This window comes from Streptomyces sp. NPDC051322, assembly GCF_040689485.1.
Taxonomy (GTDB): domain Bacteria; phylum Actinomycetota; class Actinomycetes; order Streptomycetales; family Streptomycetaceae; genus Streptomyces.
The window spans coordinates 59189-77938 of the sequence record NZ_JBFBAK010000015.1 but is presented as its reverse complement, the minus strand read 5'-3'; the positions used below and the strand labels follow the sequence as shown (position 1 = coordinate 77938).

21 protein-coding genes and 2 pseudogenes are annotated in these 18750 nt (G+C 68.9%); 11 read left to right on the top strand and 12 right to left on the bottom strand.

What is annotated here, in order from left to right; all coding sequences use genetic code 11:
• The first annotated feature begins 27 nt into the window (after nucleotides 1-27).
• On the top strand, nucleotides 28-1146 hold the full coding sequence (serC, locus tag AB0436_RS27860; protein WP_366470694.1) for a phosphoserine transaminase: 1119 nt from the start codon (nucleotides 28-30) through the stop codon (nucleotides 1144-1146).
• A 69-nt stretch (nucleotides 1147-1215) separates the two neighbouring features.
• On the opposite strand, the gene AB0436_RS27855 is transcribed toward serC, so the two are convergent.
• The 4 genes from AB0436_RS27855 to AB0436_RS27840 all read right to left on the bottom strand — a co-directional run bounded on the left by AB0436_RS27855 (nucleotide 1216) and on the right by AB0436_RS27840 (nucleotide 4734).
• Nucleotides 1216-1386, bottom strand: a complete 171-nt coding sequence (locus AB0436_RS27855) for a type II toxin-antitoxin system RelE/ParE family toxin (RefSeq protein WP_366470693.1) — start codon at nucleotides 1384-1386, stop codon at nucleotides 1216-1218.
• Nucleotides 1387-1634: 248 nt separating this feature from the next.
• On the bottom strand, nucleotides 1635-2240 hold the full coding sequence (locus AB0436_RS27850; RefSeq protein WP_366470692.1) for a TetR family transcriptional regulator: 606 nt from the start codon (nucleotides 2238-2240) through the stop codon (nucleotides 1635-1637).
• Nucleotides 2237-3715: an MFS transporter gene (locus AB0436_RS27845; protein WP_366470691.1), complete on the bottom strand. Its 1479-nt coding sequence runs from the start codon at nucleotides 3713-3715 to the stop codon at nucleotides 2237-2239. Before AB0436_RS27845 ends, AB0436_RS27850 begins: the two co-directional genes overlap by 4 nt.
• 482 nt (nucleotides 3716-4197) lie before the next feature.
• Nucleotides 4198-4734 carry a GNAT family N-acetyltransferase gene (locus AB0436_RS27840; protein ID WP_366470690.1) on the bottom strand — a complete coding sequence of 179 codons (537 nt, stop codon included), beginning with the start codon at nucleotides 4732-4734 and terminating at the stop codon, nucleotides 4198-4200.
• 57 nt (nucleotides 4735-4791) lie between these two features.
• On the opposite strand from AB0436_RS27840, the gene AB0436_RS27835 reads away from it, so the two are divergent.
• Together AB0436_RS27835 and AB0436_RS27830 are read left to right on the top strand one after the other, a co-directional pair.
• Nucleotides 4792-5616, top strand: coding sequence for a pentapeptide repeat-containing protein (locus AB0436_RS27835; protein ID WP_366470689.1), 825 nt, complete (start codon nucleotides 4792-4794; stop codon nucleotides 5614-5616).
• 72 nt (nucleotides 5617-5688) lie between these two features.
• Nucleotides 5689-6102, top strand: a complete 414-nt coding sequence (locus AB0436_RS27830; RefSeq protein ID WP_366470688.1) for a PPOX class F420-dependent oxidoreductase — start codon at nucleotides 5689-5691, stop codon at nucleotides 6100-6102.
• Here the strand turns inward: AB0436_RS27830 and AB0436_RS27825 are convergent.
• The gene (locus tag AB0436_RS27825; protein WP_366470687.1) at nucleotides 6099-7121 is read right to left on the bottom strand and encodes a WD40 repeat domain-containing protein; all 1023 of its coding nucleotides are present in this window, start codon (nucleotides 7119-7121) and stop codon (nucleotides 6099-6101) included. The genes AB0436_RS27830 and AB0436_RS27825 overlap by 4 nt on opposite strands.
• A 50-nt stretch (nucleotides 7122-7171) precedes the next feature.
• On the opposite strand from AB0436_RS27825, the gene AB0436_RS27820 reads away from it, so the two are divergent.
• Nucleotides 7172-7858, top strand: coding sequence for a GDSL-type esterase/lipase family protein (locus AB0436_RS27820; protein WP_366470742.1), 687 nt, complete (start codon nucleotides 7172-7174; stop codon nucleotides 7856-7858).
• 9 nt (nucleotides 7859-7867) lie between these two features.
• Nucleotides 7868-8111: pseudogene (locus tag AB0436_RS27815) on the top strand (hypothetical protein).
• Here the strand turns inward: AB0436_RS27815 and AB0436_RS27810 are convergent.
• Entirely contained in the window at nucleotides 8093-8809 is a 717-nt protein-coding gene (locus AB0436_RS27810; protein WP_366470686.1) for an SDR family oxidoreductase, read from the bottom strand. The pseudogene AB0436_RS27815 and the gene AB0436_RS27810 overlap by 19 nt on opposite strands.
• 76 nt (nucleotides 8810-8885) lie before the next feature.
• On the opposite strand from AB0436_RS27810, the gene AB0436_RS27805 reads away from it, so the two are divergent.
• Entirely contained in the window at nucleotides 8886-9923 is a 1038-nt protein-coding gene (locus AB0436_RS27805) for an Lrp/AsnC family transcriptional regulator (RefSeq protein ID WP_366470741.1), read from the top strand.
• Nucleotides 9924-9996: 73 nt separating this feature from the next.
• Here AB0436_RS27805 and AB0436_RS27800 read toward each other — a convergent pair whose 3' ends face one another.
• Nucleotides 9997-10935, bottom strand: coding sequence for a hypothetical protein (locus AB0436_RS27800; protein ID WP_366470685.1), 939 nt, complete (start codon nucleotides 10933-10935; stop codon nucleotides 9997-9999).
• A 183-nt stretch (nucleotides 10936-11118) separates the two neighbouring features.
• Between AB0436_RS27800 and AB0436_RS27795 the strand changes: the two genes are divergently transcribed.
• On the top strand, nucleotides 11119-11616 hold the full coding sequence (locus tag AB0436_RS27795) for a Scr1 family TA system antitoxin-like transcriptional regulator (RefSeq protein ID WP_366470740.1): 498 nt from the start codon (nucleotides 11119-11121) through the stop codon (nucleotides 11614-11616).
• Nucleotides 11613-11877 (top strand): annotated as a pseudogene (locus AB0436_RS27790) (DUF397 domain-containing protein). The gene AB0436_RS27795 and the pseudogene AB0436_RS27790 overlap by 4 nt, the downstream one beginning before the upstream one ends.
• Nucleotides 11878-11919: 42 nt before the next feature.
• Here AB0436_RS27790 and AB0436_RS27785 read toward each other — a convergent pair.
• The 4 genes from AB0436_RS27785 to AB0436_RS27770 are packed head-to-tail and all read right to left on the bottom strand — an operon-like array spanning nucleotide 11920 to nucleotide 15032.
• Entirely contained in the window at nucleotides 11920-12681 is a 762-nt protein-coding gene (locus AB0436_RS27785; protein WP_366470684.1) for a contact-dependent growth inhibition system immunity protein, read from the bottom strand.
• A gap of 43 nt (nucleotides 12682-12724) precedes the next feature.
• Nucleotides 12725-13891 (bottom strand): RNase A-like domain-containing protein, encoded by a 1167-nt coding sequence (locus AB0436_RS27780; protein WP_366470683.1) that lies wholly within the window; start codon nucleotides 13889-13891, stop codon nucleotides 12725-12727.
• Nucleotides 13891-14214, bottom strand: coding sequence for a hypothetical protein (locus AB0436_RS27775; RefSeq protein ID WP_366470681.1), 324 nt, complete (start codon nucleotides 14212-14214; stop codon nucleotides 13891-13893). The genes AB0436_RS27780 and AB0436_RS27775 overlap by 1 nt, the downstream gene beginning before the upstream one ends.
• Before the next feature lie 53 nt (nucleotides 14215-14267).
• Nucleotides 14268-15032, bottom strand: coding sequence for an SDR family NAD(P)-dependent oxidoreductase (locus AB0436_RS27770; RefSeq protein WP_366470680.1), 765 nt, complete (start codon nucleotides 15030-15032; stop codon nucleotides 14268-14270).
• A 200-nt stretch (nucleotides 15033-15232) separates the two neighbouring features.
• On the opposite strand from AB0436_RS27770, the gene AB0436_RS27765 reads away from it, so the two are divergent.
• Entirely contained in the window at nucleotides 15233-16105 is an 873-nt protein-coding gene (locus AB0436_RS27765) for a helix-turn-helix transcriptional regulator (protein WP_366470679.1), read from the top strand.
• A 277-nt stretch (nucleotides 16106-16382) separates the two neighbouring features.
• On the opposite strand, the gene AB0436_RS27760 is transcribed toward AB0436_RS27765, so the two are convergent.
• Nucleotides 16383-16856, bottom strand: a complete 474-nt coding sequence (locus tag AB0436_RS27760) for a rhodanese-like domain-containing protein (protein ID WP_366470678.1) — start codon at nucleotides 16854-16856, stop codon at nucleotides 16383-16385.
• Nucleotides 16857-16949: 93 nt separating this feature from the next.
• Here AB0436_RS27760 and AB0436_RS27755 point away from each other — a divergent pair, with 93 nt between their 5' ends.
• Together AB0436_RS27755 and AB0436_RS27750 are read left to right on the top strand one after the other, a co-directional pair.
• On the top strand, nucleotides 16950-17411 hold the full coding sequence (locus AB0436_RS27755; RefSeq protein WP_366470677.1) for an Lrp/AsnC family transcriptional regulator: 462 nt from the start codon (nucleotides 16950-16952) through the stop codon (nucleotides 17409-17411).
• 220 nt (nucleotides 17412-17631) lie between these two features.
• Nucleotides 17632-18630 (top strand): aldo/keto reductase, encoded by a 999-nt coding sequence (locus tag AB0436_RS27750; RefSeq protein ID WP_366470676.1) that lies wholly within the window; start codon nucleotides 17632-17634, stop codon nucleotides 18628-18630.
• Nucleotides 18631-18750 lie beyond the last annotated feature (120 nt).

Sequence of the window (18750 nt, the reverse complement as noted above, 5' to 3'; positions counted from 1 at the left end):
CGCCCGGAACCGACTACGCTCCCGCTCGTGGCTGAGATCCGGATTCCCGCTGACATCAAGCCCGCCGACGGCCGTTTCGGCGCGGGCCCCTCCAAGGTGCGTACGGAGGCGCTGGACGCCCTCGCCGCCACCGGCACTTCCCTCATGGGCACGTCCCATCGCCAGGCCCCGGTCAAGAACCTGGTCGGCGCGGTACGCGCAGGCGTGCGTGACCTCTTCCAGCTCCCCGAGGGCTACGAGGTGATCCTGGGCAACGGCGGCTCCACCGCCTTCTGGGACATCGCGACACACGGGCTCATCGAGTCCAAGTCGCAGCACCTCAACTTCGGCGAGTTCTCCTCCAAGTTCGCGAAGGCCTCGAAGCTGGCGCCGTGGCTCGCCGAGCCCACCGTCATCGCCTCCGACCCGGGCACCCACCCGGACCCGAAGGCCGAGGCGGGTGTGGACGTCTACGCCCTCACGCACAACGAGACCTCGACCGGTGTCGCAGCCCCGATCAAGCGGGTCGCGGGCGCCGACGAGGGCTCCCTCGTCCTGGTGGACGCCACCTCGGGCGCGGGCGGTCTGCCGGTCGACATCACCGAGACCGACGTCTACTACTTCGCCCCGCAGAAGTCCTTCGCCTCCGACGGCGGGCTGTGGATCGGCGTCTTCTCCCCGGCGGCCCTGGAGCGCGCGGCCCGCATCCAGGCGTCCGGCCGGCACATCCCGGAGTTCTTCTCGCTGCCGACGGCGATCGACAACTCGCTGAAGAACCAGACGTACAACACCCCGGCCCTCGCCACGCTGTTCCTGCTGAACGAGCAGCTCACCTGGATGAACACCCAGGGCGGCCTGGACTGGACGGTCCGCCGCACGGCGACCTCCTCGCGCACCCTGTACGGCTGGGCCGAGGAATCCAAGTACGCGACCCCGTTCGTGACGGACCCGGCGAAGCGTTCGCAGGTCATCGGCACCATCGACTTCGCCGACGAGATCGACGCGACGGCCATCGCCAAGGCGCTCCGCGCCAACGGCATCGTGGACACCGACCCCTACCGCAAGCTCGGCCGCAACCAGCTGCGGGTAGCGATGTTCCCGGCGGTCGACCCGCAGGACGTCGAGGCGCTGACCGCCTGCATCGACTACGTGATCGAGAAGCTGTAACGGCTACCGCTCATCGAAGGAGCCCCGGCAGTAACTGCCGGGGCTCTTCGCATGGCCAGGGGCAGACTCTCAGCGCAGCCGGCCGAGGTGGACCACACTGATCCTGACCTGCCTGTCACTGATCTCATAGAGGACGCGGTGCCGCCCGACATGGATACGCAGCAGCGCGGCACTGCCGGAAGCGCCTTCGGGTCGGGGGTCGTCGCCGAGGTGGTCCACCGCCGTGAATACCTGGCGCACCCCATGGGGATCGTCCTTGGCGAACGTCTCCGCCTGGACAAGAGCCTCCGGCTTTCAGATGACTTGGCTGGTCACGCGTCATCCCCGCCGAAAACACGGCGGAGCGCTTCGCGGTGCGGTACGCCGGCCGATTCCCCGCGGTCCTGCCGCTCGCGGTAGGCGGCCAGCGCCCGCATCTCCTGCAGCTCGAGAGCGTCGGCCGGGCTGACCCAAGTCCATCTAGCGCATGCCCCGGAAGCGCCTCCCCGTCAGCCGTCGATCAGCCGCTGCAGCGCCGGCGCGCACAGCTCGGCCAGCCGCTCGGGGCTGGCGACCTGGCCCGCGCCGGGCCGGTGCAGACTGAGCGCCGCACCGAGGCCCAGCAGCTGCCCGGCGATCAGCTCCGCCCGCAACTCGCGCTCCGCACCCGTCAGCCGGGCGGCCAGCCGGGCGGTGACCTGTTCGCGGAAGCGCTCCTTCAGCAGGGAGCGTTCGTCGTCGATGCCCAGCGAGAAGACCACCCGCAGCAACGGGTCGGCCTGCTGCGCCCTTCTGCTGCGTACGAGGGTGAGCACCAGGTGCCGGCCCAGGTCGCCGAGCGGGGCGTCGAAGAGCTCGTCGGCCGCCGCCCCGAAGTCGGCGACCGTGCCGAACAGCTGCTCCTTGGTCCCGAACCGCTTCACGATCAGCGAGGCGCTGACCCCGGCGTCCGCGGCGATCCCGCGCATGGTCACCTCGGCGTACGGGCGCCGGGTGAAGGCGCGCCGGGCGGCGAGCAGGATGGCGTCCCGGCCGGTGGACCCGGCCTGCGCGTCCCGGCCGGTCGGCCCGGCCCGCGTCCCCGCCGGGCCGCTGTCCGTGCCGCTTGCGGTCATGCGCCCTCCTGAGCCAGCACCTTCGGTCCCCGTCCCCCGACGTTACCGGCGGTGGGCGCCGCCGACCGTCCCGGCAGGCACAGCGTCACGGCCAGCGCGGCGAGCGCGGCGCCGCCCGCGATGAGGAAGACCACGAGGTACGCGTGCAGGGTGGGGGCGGTGTGACCGCCGGCCCGGAAGGTGAGGTTGGCCAGCACGGCGGCGACCACCGCGCTGCAGAAGGCCTGCCCGACCGAACGCATCAGCGTGTTGAGCCCGTTGGCCGCGGCCGTCTCGCTGACCGGGACCCCGCGCATCACCAGCGACGGCAACGCCGAGTACGCGAGCGCGGTACCGGATGACACCACCGTGGCGCCCAGGATGATCAGCCAGAGGCTGTGGCTGGTGTAGAAGCGGACCACATAACCCGCCACCAGCACGGCCGAGGCGAGCGCGAGGGTGACCTTGGGGCCGTGCTTGGCGGAGATCCGCGCGGAGACCGGCGACAGCGCCACCATCGAGAGCCCGCCGGGCAGCAGACACAGCCCGCCGACCACGATGGACGCACCGAGCCCGTATCCGGTGCTCTTCGGCTCCTGCACCATCTGCGCGGTGGCCAGCGAGTTGGCGTAGAAGGCGAAGCCGACCAGCAGCGCCGCGATGTTGGTGAACAGCACCGCGGGACGTGCGGAGATCCGCAGATCGACCATCGGCGAGGGGACCCGCAGCTCGTAGTACCCCCAGACCAGGCCGATCACCACCGCGGCCACGAACAGCCCGACGATCCGGCCGGAGCCCCAGCCCCACTCGCCGCCCTGGGTGGTGGCCAGCAGCAGACAGACCAGCGCCCCGCTCAGCCCGACCGCGCCCAGCGCATCGAACCGGCCCCGGGTCCGCAGCGGCGACTCCGGCACCACCCGGAGCACCAGCAGGACGTCGAGCACGCCGAGCGCGGCCGACGCCCAGAACATGGTGTGCCAGTCGTAGTGCTCCACCACCATCGCGGCGACCGGCAGACCGATGGCCGCACCGATCCCCAGCGTCGAACTCATCAGCGCCACCGACGAAAGCACCCGGGCCGGCGGCAGTTCGTCCCGCATGATGCTGATCCCCAGCGGCACCACGGCGATGGCGGCGCCCTGCAGGGCACGGCCGGCGATCAGCACCCCGATGTGCGAACTGATCGCACACAGCACCGACCCCAGCACCAGCACACCGAGCGCCGCGACCAGCACCCGCCGCTTCCCGTACATGTCCCCGACCCGGCCGAGCACCGGCGTACAGACCGCCCCGGTCAGCAGCGTGACGGTGACCAGCCAGCTCGCGGCCGCCGGGGTCGACCCGGTGAGCGCGGGAACGTGCGGCAGCAGCGGCACCACCAGCGTCTGCATGACGGCAACCACACAGCCGCAGAACGCGAGAACACCGACGAGCAGCCGGGGGTGCGGGGCTTCCTCGACCTCGTCGACGTCCTCGGTCGGTATCGCAGGGGGCATGACTCTCCGTTGGTCGTGTCGACGTTGGCCGTGCCGACGCCGGGGCCGGGGGCTGGCCGGGGTGCACACGTGTTCACCCCAGGGTAAACGCTTGTGCACCCCTTCGACACTCCGCCTCTTGACAGTCAGTAGGTGTCATCGAGTCATGCTCTATCGGATCCCCGCGCTCAGCAGCGCGGACCGCGCCGTCCTCGCCGACGTCGACGCCATGCGGCAATCCCTGCGGCACCAGGTGCGGCAGACAGCGGCCAAGTGGACGGCCGACCTGCGCAAGACGTTCACCGCCGATGCCATCGCCGGCTCCAACAGCATCGAGGGCTACACGGTCCCTCGTCGAGGCCGAGCTGCTCCAGCCGGTCGGAAACACCAAGGCCCGCTACTACGTCCCCGGGGCACGTTTCCCGGCGCCTGTACTGGAGGAAGTCCGGCGGCCGATGTGGCTGAAAGACCCGTACGCCGACTGAGCCCGCACGCCCGCACGCTCAGGACCCGGGCAGCGCCCCCCGCCACCGCTCCTCCCCCTCCTGCCACTCGCCGGTCGGCCGCAGCCCCGCCGCCCCGGCCACCGCGGCCGACACGGCGTGGTCCGGGTGGATGTGCGCGATCACCTCGTGCAGGCCCGGCACACCGGCGAGATGCCGGCACAGACCTGCCGCCGCCTCCTTGGCGATGCCCCGGCCCTGCCACGGCGTTCCCACCACCCAGGCGATCTCCGCGACCGGCTCCTCGACCGTCGCCTGCAGCGTCCCCGTCAGGCTGCCCTTCACCGGGCAGCCCTCCGTCGAACGGCCCTCCGCGCGCAGCCGGATCACCCAGTTCCACCAGGTCACCGCCGGGTCCGGGGAGCCGGCGAGCTGACGCTCGTAGCGGGCGCGCAGTTCCTCCACGGTGGCCGGGCGGCCGCCGATGAAGGTGTGCAGGCTCGGGTCGGACAACACCTCCGCCATCTCATCGGCGTGCGCGACCCGCAGCGGCAGCAGATCGAGACGGTCGGTGGAGAAGGCCCGGGGTTCACGCATCCCGCGAGGCTACGACGCCCCGGCCGAGGCTGCGGTACGCGCCCGTAAAATCGACCCATGCCCCAGGATCACAGCGAACTCACCCTGCAGGGCGACTGCGCCAACTGCTTCGGGCTCTGCTGCGTCGCGCTCCCCTTCACCGCCTCCGCCGACTTCGCGCTCGACAAACGCGCCGGGCAGCCCTGCACCAACCTGCAGGACGACTTCCGCTGCGGCATCCACACCCGGCTCAGGGACAAGGGCTTTTCCGGCTGCACGGTGTACGACTGCTTCGGCGCCGGCCAGCAGGTCTCCCAGGTCACCTTCGGCGGCCGGGACTGGCGGCAGGACCCGGCGACCGCCCGGCAGATGTTCGACACGTTCCCGGTGGTCAGACAGCTCCACGAACTCCTCTGGTACCTGACCGAGGCACTCACCCTCGCCCCCGCCCGCCCCGTCCACGCCGACCTGCGCCGTCTCCTCGACGCCACCACCGCCCTCACCCGTCTCACCCCCGAGGCGCTCGGCGAACTGGACGTCCCGGCCCACCGCGCGGACGTCAACACTCTTCTCCTGCGCACCAGCGAACTCGTACGCGCCACGGCCGGCGGCAAGAGCAGGAAGAAGAACCGCCGGGGCGCCGACCTGATGGGCGCCCGCCTCCGGGGCGCCGACCTCCAGGGCGCCAACCTGCGCGGCGCCTACCTGATCGCCGCCGACCTCACCGGCGCCGACCTCCGCCTGGCCGACCTGATAGGCGCCGACCTCCGCGACGCGAACCTCAGCAGCGCCGACCTCACCGGCGCCTTCTTCCTCACCCAGCCCCAGCTGAACGCGGCGAAGGGCGACCCGGCGACGAAGCTTCCGCCGTCGCTCGTCAGGCCGGGGCACTGGGCGGCGTAGCGTCCGCCCCGCCAAGGGCTGAACGGACCGACAGGGGGTGACAGGAGGCGGCAGCCGTGCATGCATGGAGGCATGACCGCATCACCGCCCAGCCCGCAGCCCGGCCCTCTGACCCCGTTCGCCAAGCAGTACGCCGTGCTGCTCACCACCCGCAAACGCGACGGCAGCACCGTGGGTACCCCCGTCTCCATCGCCGTCGAGGGCGACCACGCCTACATCCGTACGTACTCCTCGGCGTGGAAGGTCAAGCGGATGCGCAACTTCCCGGAAGTGGAGATCGCACCCTCCACTCTCCGGGGAAAACCGACCGGCCCCGCCGTCACAGCGCGGGTGCGGCTACTGGCAACCGGCAGCGCGGAGAACAAGAACGCCGCGAAGGCGCTCGCCCGCAAGTACCCGATCGTGCACGGTGCCCTCGTGCCGCTCGCCCACCGCGTCAAACGGGACACGACCCTGCACTATGAGGTCCGGGCGCTGGAAGGCTAGCCGCGCCGCCGGCTGCCCCCGCCGCCCCGCCGGAACACCTTCTTCGCACCCACGAACAGCACGCAGAGCCCGGCGACGACTGCCACCCCCCACTTCGCACTGCTGCCGCTTCCGGTTCCGCCGGCGTTACTGTCCGCGCTCGCCGAACCGTCCTTGCCGGACGGCGACTTGGCGGCCTCCGACCCCTTCGGGTGCGGCACGGCGAACCGCTCCACCCGGCTCTCCGCCCCCTCCGATCCCATCATCAGCGCCGACCCGTCGGGGGTGTAGGTCACCGACTCGGCCTGCCCCTGGAACGGCACGTTCAGCTCGTGCTCGGCGCCGAGGCCGCCGTCACCGGCCGGCTTCCAGTCGTAGGTCCAGGCCCCCAGGTACCCGCGCAGCGTCAACTGCTTGCCGTCCGGCGAGAACGCCCCGTCGGTCACCCACGGGACATGGCCGATCCGCCGGAAGACGTTGGTCTTCGTCGCCGAGAGCTGCTTGGGCCCCACGTACAGCCCGCCGCCCTTCTTTTCGTTCTTCGACGCGATGTACACCCGCCCGGTCGTGGGCTGCACCATCAGCGCCTCCGCGTTCCGCGCGCCGTCGGCGTACTTCACGGTGTACTGGGTGGCCTGGACCGTCTCGTCCTTCAGCTGCTCGGGCTCGGGGAAGCGGTATATCCAGACGTGGTCCCACGCCCCGTCGAGGTTGTCGCCGATGTCCCCGACGTAGATGTCCCCGTCAGGACCGATCGAGATCGCCTCCACGTCACGCGGCTGCCCCACCCCGCGCATCGTCACCCTGGCCACCGTCTCGCCGGTCTTCGAATCCACGGCATAGACGTACGGGCCGTCGCTGCTGTCGTTGTGCGTCCAGTAGATCTCCGGATGCAGGCGGCTCGCCGCCAGGCCGCTGGACTCCTTGATCCGAGGATCCTTGATCGTGAACCCGCCGTCGTCGGCGGCGGCAGGAACGGCCGGAACGACGGCGAGCAGGACGGTGGCCGCAGCCCCGGCGACGTACAGAAGCGAACGCATGACCCCAAGATTGCCACCGTTCTTCTGTCAGCGATGATGACCGGATGCGTCTGAGGATGATGTTCGTCGGTGACTCGATGACCATAGGCCGGGCCGGCGACTACACCTGGCGCTACCGCATGTGGCAGCGGATCGGCGGCAGCTGCGAGATCGTCGGCCCGCGCGCGGAGCTGTACGAGTCGAGCACGGCCTATGCCGACCCCGCCTTCCCCGCCGACGCCCGCCGTCACCTGGCCGGCTGGGGCGAGGGCTGGCAGCACATGGCCCCGGTGATCCGCGAGACCCTGACCGCCCACCCGGCGGACGTGCTACTGATCTCGCTCGGACTGATAGACCTCGGCTTCTACACGGACGCCGATGAGACCGCCCGCAACGTCCACCGCTTCCTGACACAGGCGCGCGAGGCGAACCCGCACATCCGCGCGGTCATCCTGCCGGTGATCCCCAACATCCGCGCCGAGACGGACCCGCCCTTCGCCGCGGAGGTCGACCGCTTCAACACCCTCCTGGCGAAGACCGTCGCGGACCTCGACCAGCCGATGTCCCCCCTGCTGCTCGCCTCCCGCCCCGAGTCGTACGACATCCACCGGGACACCTACGACGGCACCCACCCGAACGCGAGCGGCGAACACAAACTGGCGGGGGCCTTCGCCGACGCGATGCATCAGGCCTGGGGGTTGGGTGCGCCGGCGCCGTCCCCCTTGCGGGTGATGGCGGGGGCGCCAGTTTCAAAGTAACTTCAAACAATCGCCCGCCTCAAGGAGTCGCCCCGACTCCTGCTGCATCGCAGGGACGGCGAGGACCTCGTCCTGACCACCGCTGCCCGGGCCGAGCAGGACCAGACCGTGGTGTCGGCGGCCACCCGGATACTGGCCGCGATGGCAGCACACAGCGGAGGTCCACTCGGACCCGGAACTCCTTGCCGCACTCACCAGGGACCACGACGAGGGCGGGCACTCGGCGGCTCGGGATTACCAGGGCACGGTCTGACCCGAGCGGTCCAGATACGCCAGGCCGGGCGTGCCCAGCCTGGACAGCAGGACGTCCACCAGCAGCGGGACGCTCTCCTCGACGGTGAACGGCGCGTTCGGCCCGCCCAGAGCGGTGCGGATCCAGCCCGGCGCCAGCAGGGCGAAGGCGCGCTGCGTCCCGGCCTGCCGGGCTGCGAAGCTGCGCATGAACATGTTCAGGGCCGCTTTGCTTCCGCGGTAGACCTCGCGGCCGCCGGTCGTGTTGTTCGTGATGCTGCCCTGCCCGGACGACATCGCCCCGATCAGCCCGGTGGGGGTCACCAGGTCTTCGAGCGCTTCGATGACGCGCATCGGGCTGAGGGCGTTGGTGATCATCACCTGTACGAAGTCCGATACCGGAACCGCGCCGATCGGGGTCTGCTCGTTGTTCGTGGTGCCTGCGTTGATGAAGAGTAGGTCCAGTCGCCGGTGGGCGAGGCGTTGGTGCAACGGCGCCAGGTGGTCGGGCTCGTTGATGTCGAGGTGCTCGACACTCACGCGCCCGTCGGACCGGTCCGCGAGATCGTGCAGGGGTGTCCGGGACGTGGTGTCGCGGACCGTGCCGATGACGTCCCATCCCCTGTCGAGGAATTCGGCCGCCACCGCGTGGCCGAGGCCCCGCGAGGCCCCGATGATGAGCGCGGTCGGCGTGTGCTGATCTGTGCTGTTCGATGACATACGGCAAGTCTGTTCGCCGCACTGTTGCCGGAGCGAATGTATGGGCCTCCTTTGTAGGATTCGCTTCGTGACGGGTATGGATGTGTGTGAATCCGGCGATCTGCAGCCCGATGACGTGCGAATCATCCGCGCCCTGCAGATCGCGCCCCGGGCCTCGTATGCCGCGATTGCGGCCGCGCTCGGTGTTTCGGAGAGCTCCGTCAACCGCCGCTACCGGCGCCTGCGCGCAGCGGGCATCGTCCGCGTCGCGGGCATGGTGAACCCGGGCGCGCTGGGACAGAGCAGGTGGCTGGTGCGACTGCGCTGCCGCCCCGGCAGCGTCTCGGCGATCGCCGACGCACTCGCCAAGCGCGACGACGTCAACTGGGTCGCCCTGAGCGCGGCCGGCTACGAAATCACCTGCGCCACTCAGTCACGGACCCGCGAGCAGCGCGAGGACCTGCTCGGCCAACGGCTTCCGCGCACCGCGGCGGTACTCGACATCAACGCCTTCGCCATGCTCCGTCAGTTCATGGGAGGCCGCGGCCACTACTGGGCCGCCCTGCAGGACGTGCTGTCCCCGGAGCAGGAAGCCATGCTGGGCAGTGAAGGTCCGCCTTTCACCGAAGCACCGGTCGTCGCCCGCGATTCAGTGCAGCTCACCGCAGAGGACGAGAAGATCCTCGGCTCGCTCGCCGCAGACGGACGCGCCGGTCTCGCCGACCTCGCCGCAGCGGCGGACTCCACTCCGGGGCGCGTGTCACGCCGCCTGCAGACTCTGCTCGAACGTCGCGTCGTCCACATCGACGTGGAGATCGCGGCAGCCGCGCTCGGCTACCACGCCCGGGCGAACCTGTGGCTGCGCGTGCATCCGTCGGCGGTGAAGACGGTCGGACGCACGCTCGCGCAGGAACCCGAGATCGCCTTCGCCGCAGCCGTGTCCGGGCCGCACAACATCCATGCCGTCGCGCACTGCCGTGATCTCGACGAACTCTTCGAGTTCACGACGGACCGCATCGGGTCGCTGGCCGGCCTGCAGAGCATGGAGGTCTCACCTGTGCTGAAGCACATCAAGCAGGCCGGCACGCTGCTGTCCGGCGATCGCCTCGTCGAACCGCGACGTACGCGAGGGTGATCCTCGGCGGCTGTGCGGGGGACGGCAGCGCCGGTCGGGTTCGCAGTTTCGCCGCCCGGCACGGCGAGCGCCGTCAGGCCGTCACCTCGGCCACACGCTCCCGCCAGGAAACCGCCCGCACCGTGGGCGCCGGGAGCCCCACCCGGTCCCGCCCGGCGACGGCACCGGCCTCCGCCACCCGGCACCGCCCACAGTGCGTCTCGTCGCTCACCGGCCGGAACACATGTTCATCGCCCCCGCCCTTGCACGTCACCAAGCCGGCCGGGCCCTCCGCCGGGACAGCCCGCTCGTCCGCCTCGGGGCGCTTCTCCTCCAGCCGGTACCGCAGGAACCCCACCGCCGAGCGAACGCCCTCCGCCGGCAGCCCCTCCGCGAGCACCCGCCGCAGGTCCCCCGGCGTTACCCCCCGCCGCAGCCACTCCGCCGCCGCTTCGGCCAGCCCCCGCGCCTCGCGGACGCCGAGGTGCAGCTCCTGGCTCGCATGGCGCAGCGACAGCAACACCCGTTCGGCCACCGCACGTTCGCCGACCGGCGCGTCTTCGGGTGGGGGGTGGGGGAGGTTCTTCTCCGGTAGTTCTTCTTCTGGTTCTGAGCCGCCGACTTTCCGTGTCTCCGGCCCGCCGACCGCCGGAGGGCGGGCACTCGGCGGCTGCTCGGTCGGCGGCCGGTCACTCGGGGGCTCCCCTCCGCCCCGTACCCGGCTGGCCTCGTCCCGCGTGAGGGTGACATTCGCGAGGAGTTGCCCCGTAACCCAACGGCCGCGCTCGCCCTGCCGACGCCACTCGTGCAGATATCCGCAGGCGGTGAGGGATTCCTTGGCCCGCTGGTACGCACGGCCCTTGATGCCCAGCTTGAGCGCGTGCTCGCTGAGAGATTTGTGCGTCTCGCTGTCCGGCAGCCCCTGCACGTACAGCAGAAGGATCTTCGCGTCGCTGTTCAGGCGTTGATGCCGTACGACGTCGTGCGAAGCCTTCGTATAGCGCCGCGTGGGCGCGATAGCATGACGAAACATCCCGTTGGACCTCTGATCCATGCGGCGGTGTAGGTCCTCGGGCGGGTGTTGGTAGCACCTCCGGGGACCGCTCCGTTTTCACGGAGCGTGATGACGCGATCACCGTACAGCATCCAGGGCGCGTCCGACCATTTCATGCAATAAGTCGCACTCCACGAACGGAACTTCGGCCGTCGGCAGCGACTGCCACGTCAGCGGCCAGGTCGCCCCGTCCAACGCCGGCACCCCCACGTACGCCGCACAACCGTCCCCCCGGCCCAGCGCCCGCACCCCGCCCGGCCACCGGTACGCGGCGGCGGTGCACAGGGTGCACTTCTCGCGGCGGCGAAGGAGTGGCGGGTCAGCCATCTGCCTGCCTGGACGGAGGAGTACGCGCAGGAGGAGGCGAAGGCGTTGGCCATCCACATGTACCAGAACCACGTCGTGCCTGGCCTGCTCCAGACAGAGGCGTACGCCCGAGCAGTCAGGGAGACCCACGCCGGACTCGACGGCCCCTTGATCCTTCTGGAGACCGAAGAGCGTCGCCAACTCGCCTACATCGAAGGCCAAAGCGGCGGCTACTTCGTCGCCCAACAACCTGACCTGGGCGATCCCTTCGGGAAGTATGGCACTTTGCGGGCGCAGGCCCTCACCCCTGAAGAGTCGACAGAACTGATCGAACAGGTGGCACGCGAACTATGAGTACGGACCTGAAGTGGTTCAAGAGCAGCTACAGCGGGAGTCAAGGCGAGTGCGTCGAGGCGGCCCTGACGTGGACCAAGTCCACCTACAGCGGCAGCAAAGGCGAATGCATTGAGGTAGCAACCCACGCCACGGGCCGTCCACGTCCGTGATTCAAAGGACATCGCCCTGCCTGCCCTCGCCTTCTCCCCCTCCGCCTGGGGAACGTTCACACGAAGCGCAGTAGGTGTCGATATGACCGTTCACCGCCGCCTCGCGTAGAAATAGCGCGCCCGAGCCAGACAACGCTCACCAGATCGGCGCTCAGCGCTGAACGGCCGATCGCTTGTCGTGGGGCGGATAGGCGGGATTCCTACCGGTGGGCAGCTGGTAGTTCACCTCTTCAAGATGAGCGTTCAGGCGTTCCGCAATGTGGTCCATCCACTGGATGTACGTCTGGCCATCTGGTGGCATGAGGGAACAGCCGAGTGCTACGACCGCATTTTCCACGCACACTTCGTCGGAGCAGATCTCGCGCAATTCCCCGATTTCCCGCGCAGCCGCAGCGGTTTCGTGGTGCTCCCCACCGGCTCCGGCTGCCACCCAACCGTCCAGTACGACGTCGTGCGGAGCCTCGACATCCTGGTGAAAGGAACCGCCAAGGAGGTTCCCAAGGTTCGGCAGACGCTCGCGCCACTCCCAGCTGGTTTCGGGAACTGCCGGCTCTGCTACTTCACCACCCTCGGTAAATGCAGCGAGATGCGGCAGCATCGCAATCAGGCAGTCCTCGCGGGTGCGACCGGGCGGAGTGATCATAGGAGCCATGGACGCGAGGTTGAAGGCCACATCCTCGTCGTCGAAGCCGTACTTGAGAACATCCAGGATCTCGCGGCTCGCCCGGAACGCCCGGCCCGGATAGTAGGTCGCCATCCGCAGATAGCTGCGCATAGCCTTCGACGGGGCCTCATCAGTGTCGGTGTATGCGTTCTCGTCGACTACAGCCGAATATGCGGACAGCAATAGCCGCAACTCCGGCAACCATTCTGCCCATGGTGCGTCATCATCAAAAATGTCCGGTTGTGTCATCTTGGTTTCCTCCTGCGGTCATCGTTGGCGACCGCACGCTTCGTTAGCCTAGGGGATGGGTGGTAAGGATGTAATAACCGCCAGGTGCGTCGGGATCAGGTTTCAAAACAACTCTGACACCGCGAACATCTCTTGCACCCTTACCTGACTGCCAATCCTCTCGGGATAGCGAGCGTCCAGCGACTTCCCCGGTGTTCTTCAGTTCGAAGGGCTTCGGTGCACCAGTGGTCTGAGTCTTTAGCCAATTCTTGATCTCATAGTTGTTGGCATCCACTGCCTGCTGCGAGAATCGCTGGGCATCACCTACATTTTTGTACGTCGAAACCGACTGTGGCCTCCCATTCTTCGATTTGGCGAGACGATCACCCATTTGTTGGTCACTGCGACCCACGTGCTCGGTGACTCCATGGCCGCCGTAGCCCTCGTCCTTGAGCGGGTCGGCTTCGCGGAGCGGCCGGGGCTTCGATCCCTTACGGCTGGAGCGGCTCCAGGCGTTGTAGTCGCCTTGGGACATCGCCGTCATGAAGTCGCCCAGGCCCTTGTAGGCCAGGGTGCCGCCTCCGGCAATGGCTGCGCCACTGACGACATTCACCGGGATCCCGAGGAAGGCCCCCGCCCCAGTGGCGTCAAGGGCGGTGCCACCGACCTCGCCACCGGCGCCGAGGGACATCAGCCAGACACCCACGGCTGTCTCGAAGACACCGGTGAGAGATTCCTGGCTGAAGGCGACCTGCATCACATTGGCGACTTCAACGCCGGTGTCCTCCAGAGGGTCAACGACCCACTTCTTCCACCAGGGTCGCTTCTTCGGCTTCGGCTCCGGCTTGGCCCGCGTGGTGATGCCGTTGAACGCGTCAATCGGCGAGATCCCGTCGCCGAAGTCGTGGGGTCCCTTCGCCCCATCAAACATGAGGAGCCGAAGACTGATCTCCACGGAGATGTCGTGCAGTTCCGTCCCGAGTGACCCGGGCAGGCCCACGAAGGGAGAGATTCGGGCGGTCGGCAGAAGCACACCGCTGCCAACGGACGTCTCCTGCACACGCTGCAAGTCGGGACTGCTGGTCGCCCGTTGGCCGGAGTCGAGTGCCCCCTGCGCTTCGGACAGAATTGAACCAATGCTGCGATGCAGTGCGGCTGCTCCGGCACTGGCCTTTTCCAGATCCCGGGCGAGCTTCGCGACCCTTTGTTCGTCGAACCCCCTGAACCCCATCAGCGGCCGCTCTGATGTTCGGCGGCGTGACTCGCACGATCGTCGAGGTGGCGAGCCTCGCTGTCCCACCGTTTGGCGTCTGCGACGAGGTCATCTGCCATCTTGCGCAGTGCACGGCTACGTTGTTGCAGCGTCGAGGTCGTGGAATCCGCGAAGGGGCCCTGCCAAATCCGTATTCGGTCCTTGCCTGTACCTGCGGCCTGCTTCACCTCGCTGTCGATATAGGTGCCAAGGCCATGCGCCGCGGTACGAGCGCGACGCGCCGCTGAACGTAGCGTCTCGGCACGCCTCTTCAGTTCGGCCGAAGTATCTGTGTCTCCCATGAAACCCCCGTGGCGCGAGCAGTGCACTCTGCACACATGGACCACAGAGTAGATCAGCCTTGGCGGTCGGGGAGCATGGTCGCCAGGGCCTGGGAGCGCTGTGCGACAAGGTCGTCATACGTGCCGTCGCGCTCGGCCCAGCGGTGCATGAGGACTCCCTTCACGAGGATTTCGTGAGGGGTGGGTTCCTCCGAGAACAGCTGCATGACCTCGGTGGCGAAGTCGTCGAGCGGCAGCGCGCGCGGGTTCACCTTCTCCTGGCCCGCCGTGGCGACCGCCGGGGGGACGAGTTCGACGACGTCGACGCCTGTGCCGTCGAGTTGCGCGCGCAGTGCCTCGGAGTAGGCGTGCACCGCGGCCTTCGATGCGGCGTAGGTGGGCATGGGCGGGAACGGCAGGAAGGCGATGCCGGAGGTGACGGTGACGAAGGTGCCGGCGCCGCGTCGGACCAGGTGCGGGGTGAACGCGTCGATCACCCGGATGGTGCCGAGCAGGTTGGTGTCGATCGTCGTCTCCGCCGCCTCGAAGTGCGCGGGGTCGCGCAGGTCCTCCAGGAGCATGACACCCGACATCGTCACCACGGTGTCCAGCTCGGGGTACTGGGCGAGTACGGCGTCGCGAGCACGTGCGACGGATGCGCCGTCGGTGACATCGATGGTGAAGGTGCCGATGCCTTCTGCGGAGAGTCCGGAGAGCGCCGCTGCGCTGCGGCCGCCGACCGCCACGGTGCTGCCTTCCGCGGCGAACCGCCGGGCCAGTTCCCGGCCGATCCCGGACGTGCCGCCGACGATGAAAACGGTGCGGTTGGTGAGATCCACGAGGTCTTCCCTTCGAATCGGAGCACCGCCGGAGTTCGGGCGTGCGACGCCGCTCAGCGGTGATCTCTGTCGATCTCTGTCCTTCTCGAACAGTGATGCCGCAAGTCTTGACGGGATCCACCGGTCGTGGCAGAGCCCCCGTCTTCCCTGGTCCTGGCAGGGCCCCCGCTGAGCTACATGCACCGCATTACGGTGGGGATATGAAGGACGAGGAATCCGGCAAGCGGCTCGGCAGTTACCTCCGTGCCCGGCGTGAGCTGGTCTCTCCGGCGCAGGCCGGGCTCCCGCCCGGTGGTCATCGCCGGGTGCCCGGCCTGCGCCGTGAGGAAGTCGCCCTGCTCGCCGGCATCAGCCCCGACTACTACCTGCGCCTGGAGCGGGGCCGGGACAAGAACCCATCGGTTCAGGTCCTTGAGTCGCTCGCTCGCGTCCTGCGTCTCGACGACGTCGAGCGGACGTATCTGCTCGGCCTCGCGGCAGCACGCCCCAGGGCGCCGCGCCGCAAGCGGCCCGAGCACGTCCCGGCGCGGGTGCACCAGCTCCTCGCCCATCTCTCGATTCCCGCGTTCGTCGAAGGACGCGCCTTCGACGTCCTGGCCTCCAACGCCATGGCTGTCGCCCTGTCCCCCCGCCTGCGGCCGGGCCAGAACCGGCTTCGTTCCTTGTTCCTCGATCCCGAGGAACAAGCCTTCCAGCAGGACTGGGCGCGAGCCGCCGCCAGTTTCGTCGCCGCTCTTCGCACCACCATCGGGGACGACACCGACCATCCCCGGTTCGTCGAACTCGTCGGCGAACTCGCACTGTCCAGCGAACGGTTCCGCACCCTGTGGGCCCGGCACGATGTCCGCAAACTCGACGGAGGCACCACCACCGTCCATCACCCCGTCGTCGGTGAACTACGGCTGCACCGCGACAAACTCCCCGTCGACGACGTCATCCTCGTCGTCTACTACCCCGACAAGGACGGCGACAGCGACAAGAAACTGCAACTTCTCGCCGCGCTTTCACACACCGAACCCACCGGCACAGCAGCCGACAGACCGGCCGAGACCCCGCACCCGAAGACCCCCTGACGCACACCGGCCAGGCCGGCACCACAGCCGAGCCCGTCTCCCCGTGGAGGGCAGGCTGCCGGCGGTGGCAAGGGCGTGCAGGCACTAGGTGGCGAGCTCGCCCGGGGCGACGTCGTCGCGGACGTCCCCCGCCTGCGCGGAACTCGTGCCGCGGTAGTGCAGAACCAGGGTGTCTACGTGCGACCAGCCGAGGTGGCCACACCGTCATCCGCGAGGCCGTGCGAGCACAGCTCGATCGAGGCCGGGTGGACGATGCCGCACCGTCGGGTCGTGTCGTTCAACAGGCGCAGGCAGTGGAGCCGATCGGGGAGGTCAGCGGGTCGGCCGGCCGCTGCTCGATGCCGTTCGCCGTCTCGATCGCGAAGCCTTCCCGAATCCAGTACTCGATGCCGCCGATCATCTCCTTGACCCGGTAGCCGAGCCGGGCGAGGGCGAGCGCCGCGCGGGTGGCTCCGTCGCAGCCGGGTCCCCAGCAGTAGGTGACGACGGGGACTGCCGGATCCAGCAGGTCCGTCGCGCGAGCAGGGATCTCGGCGGTGGGCAGGTGCAGCGCGCCTGGCACATGCCCCTGCTGCCACGCGACCGTGGCACGCGAGTCGAGCAGGACGAAGCCCGGGTCGCCGGAGTCGAGAGAGGCACGCACGTCGGAGACGTCCGCCTGGAAGGCCAACCGTGCGGTGAAGAAGGAAACGGCGTCGGCCGGGGCTGCGGGCGGTACCCGTAGCGCCGCGCTGGTGTCGGTGATCGTCATGCCTGCAACGCTAGGACGGGCAAGGCCACAACAGAACCAGCGTTCACCGGAAGCGGGCTTGCTCTGCCGGTGATTCCCCGGTATTTCTTCGACATGACCGCTCATTCCACGGACGAAGTCGACATGCGCATCATCGAGGCCCTGCAAGGTGACGGGCGGGCCACGTACGCCGAACTGGCGCGCGCCGTGTCCATGTCCGCCAGCGCCGTCACCGAACGTGTCCGGCGGCTGGAGGAGCGCGGCGTGATCGCCGGCTACGCAGCCGTCGTCGACCCCGAACGGCTCGGGCTCGAGATCCTGGCCTTCGTGCGGCTTCGCTATCCGACCAGCAACTACAAGCCCTTCCACGACCTGGTCGCCACGACCCCGGAGATCATCGAGGCTCACCACGTGACCGGCGAGGACTGCTTCATCCTGAAGGTCGTCGCCCGCTCCATGCGCCACCTCGAACAGACCACCGGCCGGATCACTGCCCTCGGCTCAGTGACCACCACCGTCGTCTACTCCAGCATCCTGACCAACCGCGCGATCAGTGCTGCCACCCTGGGCAGTTGAGTGCTCGGTGCTCATCGGTGTTCAACCGAACGGGGCGCGCAAGCGGCGCGGTTCGGAGCGGGGCTGCCTCCACCGATCGGCGGCTCCGTCAGACCGCAGAACCGTGAGGAGGGCGCCGAACATCCGGGGCCAGCCGTTCCTGCAGCCGCGTGAACCGGCCGAAGAGGCGGCGTCCCGCGTGCTTGATTCGAGCGCACTCGAAGGGGTTGGCTAGGACCTCATGAAGTACACGCAGCTTGGACGCACCGGACTCAAGGTCAGCCGACTGGTCCTCGGCACCATGAACTTCGGGCCTCTGACCACCGAGGCCGACAGTCACACGATCATGGACTCCGCGCTGGACGCGGGCGTCAACTTCTTCGATACCGCCAATGTGTACGGGTGGGGCGAGAACAAGGGGCGGACCGAGGAGATCCTCGGCACCTGGTTCGCGCAGGGCGGCGAGCGGCGCGACAAGGTCGTGCTCGCCACCAAGATGTACGGGAACATGGCCGCTTCGGGCGACGCCTGGCCCAACCACGACAAGCTCTCCGCGGTCAACATCCGCCGTTCCGTCGAAGCCTCGCTGAAGCGGCTGCAGACGGATCACATCGACGTGTACCAGTTCCACCACGTGGACCGGAACACGCCGTTCGAGGAGATCTGGCAGGCGATCGACGTCCTGATCCAGCAGGGCAAGATCCTCTACGCCGGGTCGTCCAACTTCGCCGGCTACAAGATCGCGCAGGCCAACGAGCTGGCCGCCCGGCGCGGCTCGGTGGGCCTGGTCAGCGAGCAGTGCATCTACAACCTGATGGAACGCCGCGCCGAGATGGAGGTCATCCCGGCCGCGCAGGAGTACGGCCTGGGCGTCATCCCCTGGTCGCCGCTGCACGGCGGGCTGCTCGGCGGTGCGATCCGCAAGGAGCGCGAGGGCGGCGGTTCGACGCGGAGCTCCTCGGGCCGTTCGGCGGACGCGCTGGCGAACCCGTCGGTGCGGTCGCAGATCCAGGCGTACGAGGACCTGCTGGACAAGCACGGTCTGGAGCCGGGCGAGGCCGGGCTTGCGTGGCTGCTGACGCGGCCGGGTGTGACGGGGCCGATCGTCGGTCCGCGTACCGGTGAGCAACTGGCCTCGGCGCTGCGCGCGGTCGAGCTGGAGCTGCCGGAGGCCGTGATCTCCGGGCTCGACGAGATCTTCCCGGGCCCGGGGCCCTCGCCGGAGGCCTTCGCCTGGTAGGCCCGTTGATCCCTGAGGGCGGCCGCTGCGGGACTACTGTCCGGTGGCGGCCGCCACCGCGACGACGACGAACAGCAGCACCAGCACGGCCGCCATGATCCAGTTTCTGGTTTTCGGGTC

Coding starts and splice junctions, on each gene's coding strand:
- AB0436_RS27755 (WP_366470677.1), top strand. CDS start 16,950: ATGACCGCTCATTCCACGGACGAAGTCGACATGCGCATCATCGAGGCC.
- AB0436_RS27810 (WP_366470686.1), bottom strand. CDS start 8,809: ATGTCATCGAACAGCACAGATCAGCACACGCCGACCGCGCTCATCATC.
- AB0436_RS27750 (WP_366470676.1), top strand. CDS start 17,632: ATGAAGTACACGCAGCTTGGACGCACCGGACTCAAGGTCAGCCGACTG.
- AB0436_RS27765 (WP_366470679.1), top strand. CDS start 15,233: ATGAAGGACGAGGAATCCGGCAAGCGGCTCGGCAGTTACCTCCGTGCC.
- AB0436_RS27780 (WP_366470683.1), bottom strand. CDS start 13,891: ATGGGGTTCAGGGGGTTCGACGAACAAAGGGTCGCGAAGCTCGCCCGG.
- AB0436_RS27830 (WP_366470688.1), top strand. CDS start 5,689: ATGACCGCATCACCGCCCAGCCCGCAGCCCGGCCCTCTGACCCCGTTC.
- AB0436_RS27840 (WP_366470690.1), bottom strand. CDS start 4,734: ATGCGTGAACCCCGGGCCTTCTCCACCGACCGTCTCGATCTGCTGCCG.
- AB0436_RS27850 (WP_366470692.1), bottom strand. CDS start 2,240: ATGACCGCAAGCGGCACGGACAGCGGCCCGGCGGGGACGCGGGCCGGG.
- AB0436_RS27845 (WP_366470691.1), bottom strand. CDS start 3,715: ATGCCCCCTGCGATACCGACCGAGGACGTCGACGAGGTCGAGGAAGCC.
- AB0436_RS27800 (WP_366470685.1), bottom strand. CDS start 10,935: ATGTTTCGTCATGCTATCGCGCCCACGCGGCGCTATACGAAGGCTTCG.
- AB0436_RS27775 (WP_366470681.1), bottom strand. CDS start 14,214: ATGGGAGACACAGATACTTCGGCCGAACTGAAGAGGCGTGCCGAGACG.
- AB0436_RS27760 (WP_366470678.1), bottom strand. CDS start 16,856: ATGACGATCACCGACACCAGCGCGGCGCTACGGGTACCGCCCGCAGCC.
- AB0436_RS27825 (WP_366470687.1), bottom strand. CDS start 7,121: ATGCGTTCGCTTCTGTACGTCGCCGGGGCTGCGGCCACCGTCCTGCTC.
- AB0436_RS27785 (WP_366470684.1), bottom strand. CDS start 12,681: ATGACACAACCGGACATTTTTGATGATGACGCACCATGGGCAGAATGG.
- AB0436_RS27805 (WP_366470741.1), top strand. CDS start 8,886: ATGGATGTGTGTGAATCCGGCGATCTGCAGCCCGATGACGTGCGAATC.
- AB0436_RS27835 (WP_366470689.1), top strand. CDS start 4,792: ATGCCCCAGGATCACAGCGAACTCACCCTGCAGGGCGACTGCGCCAAC.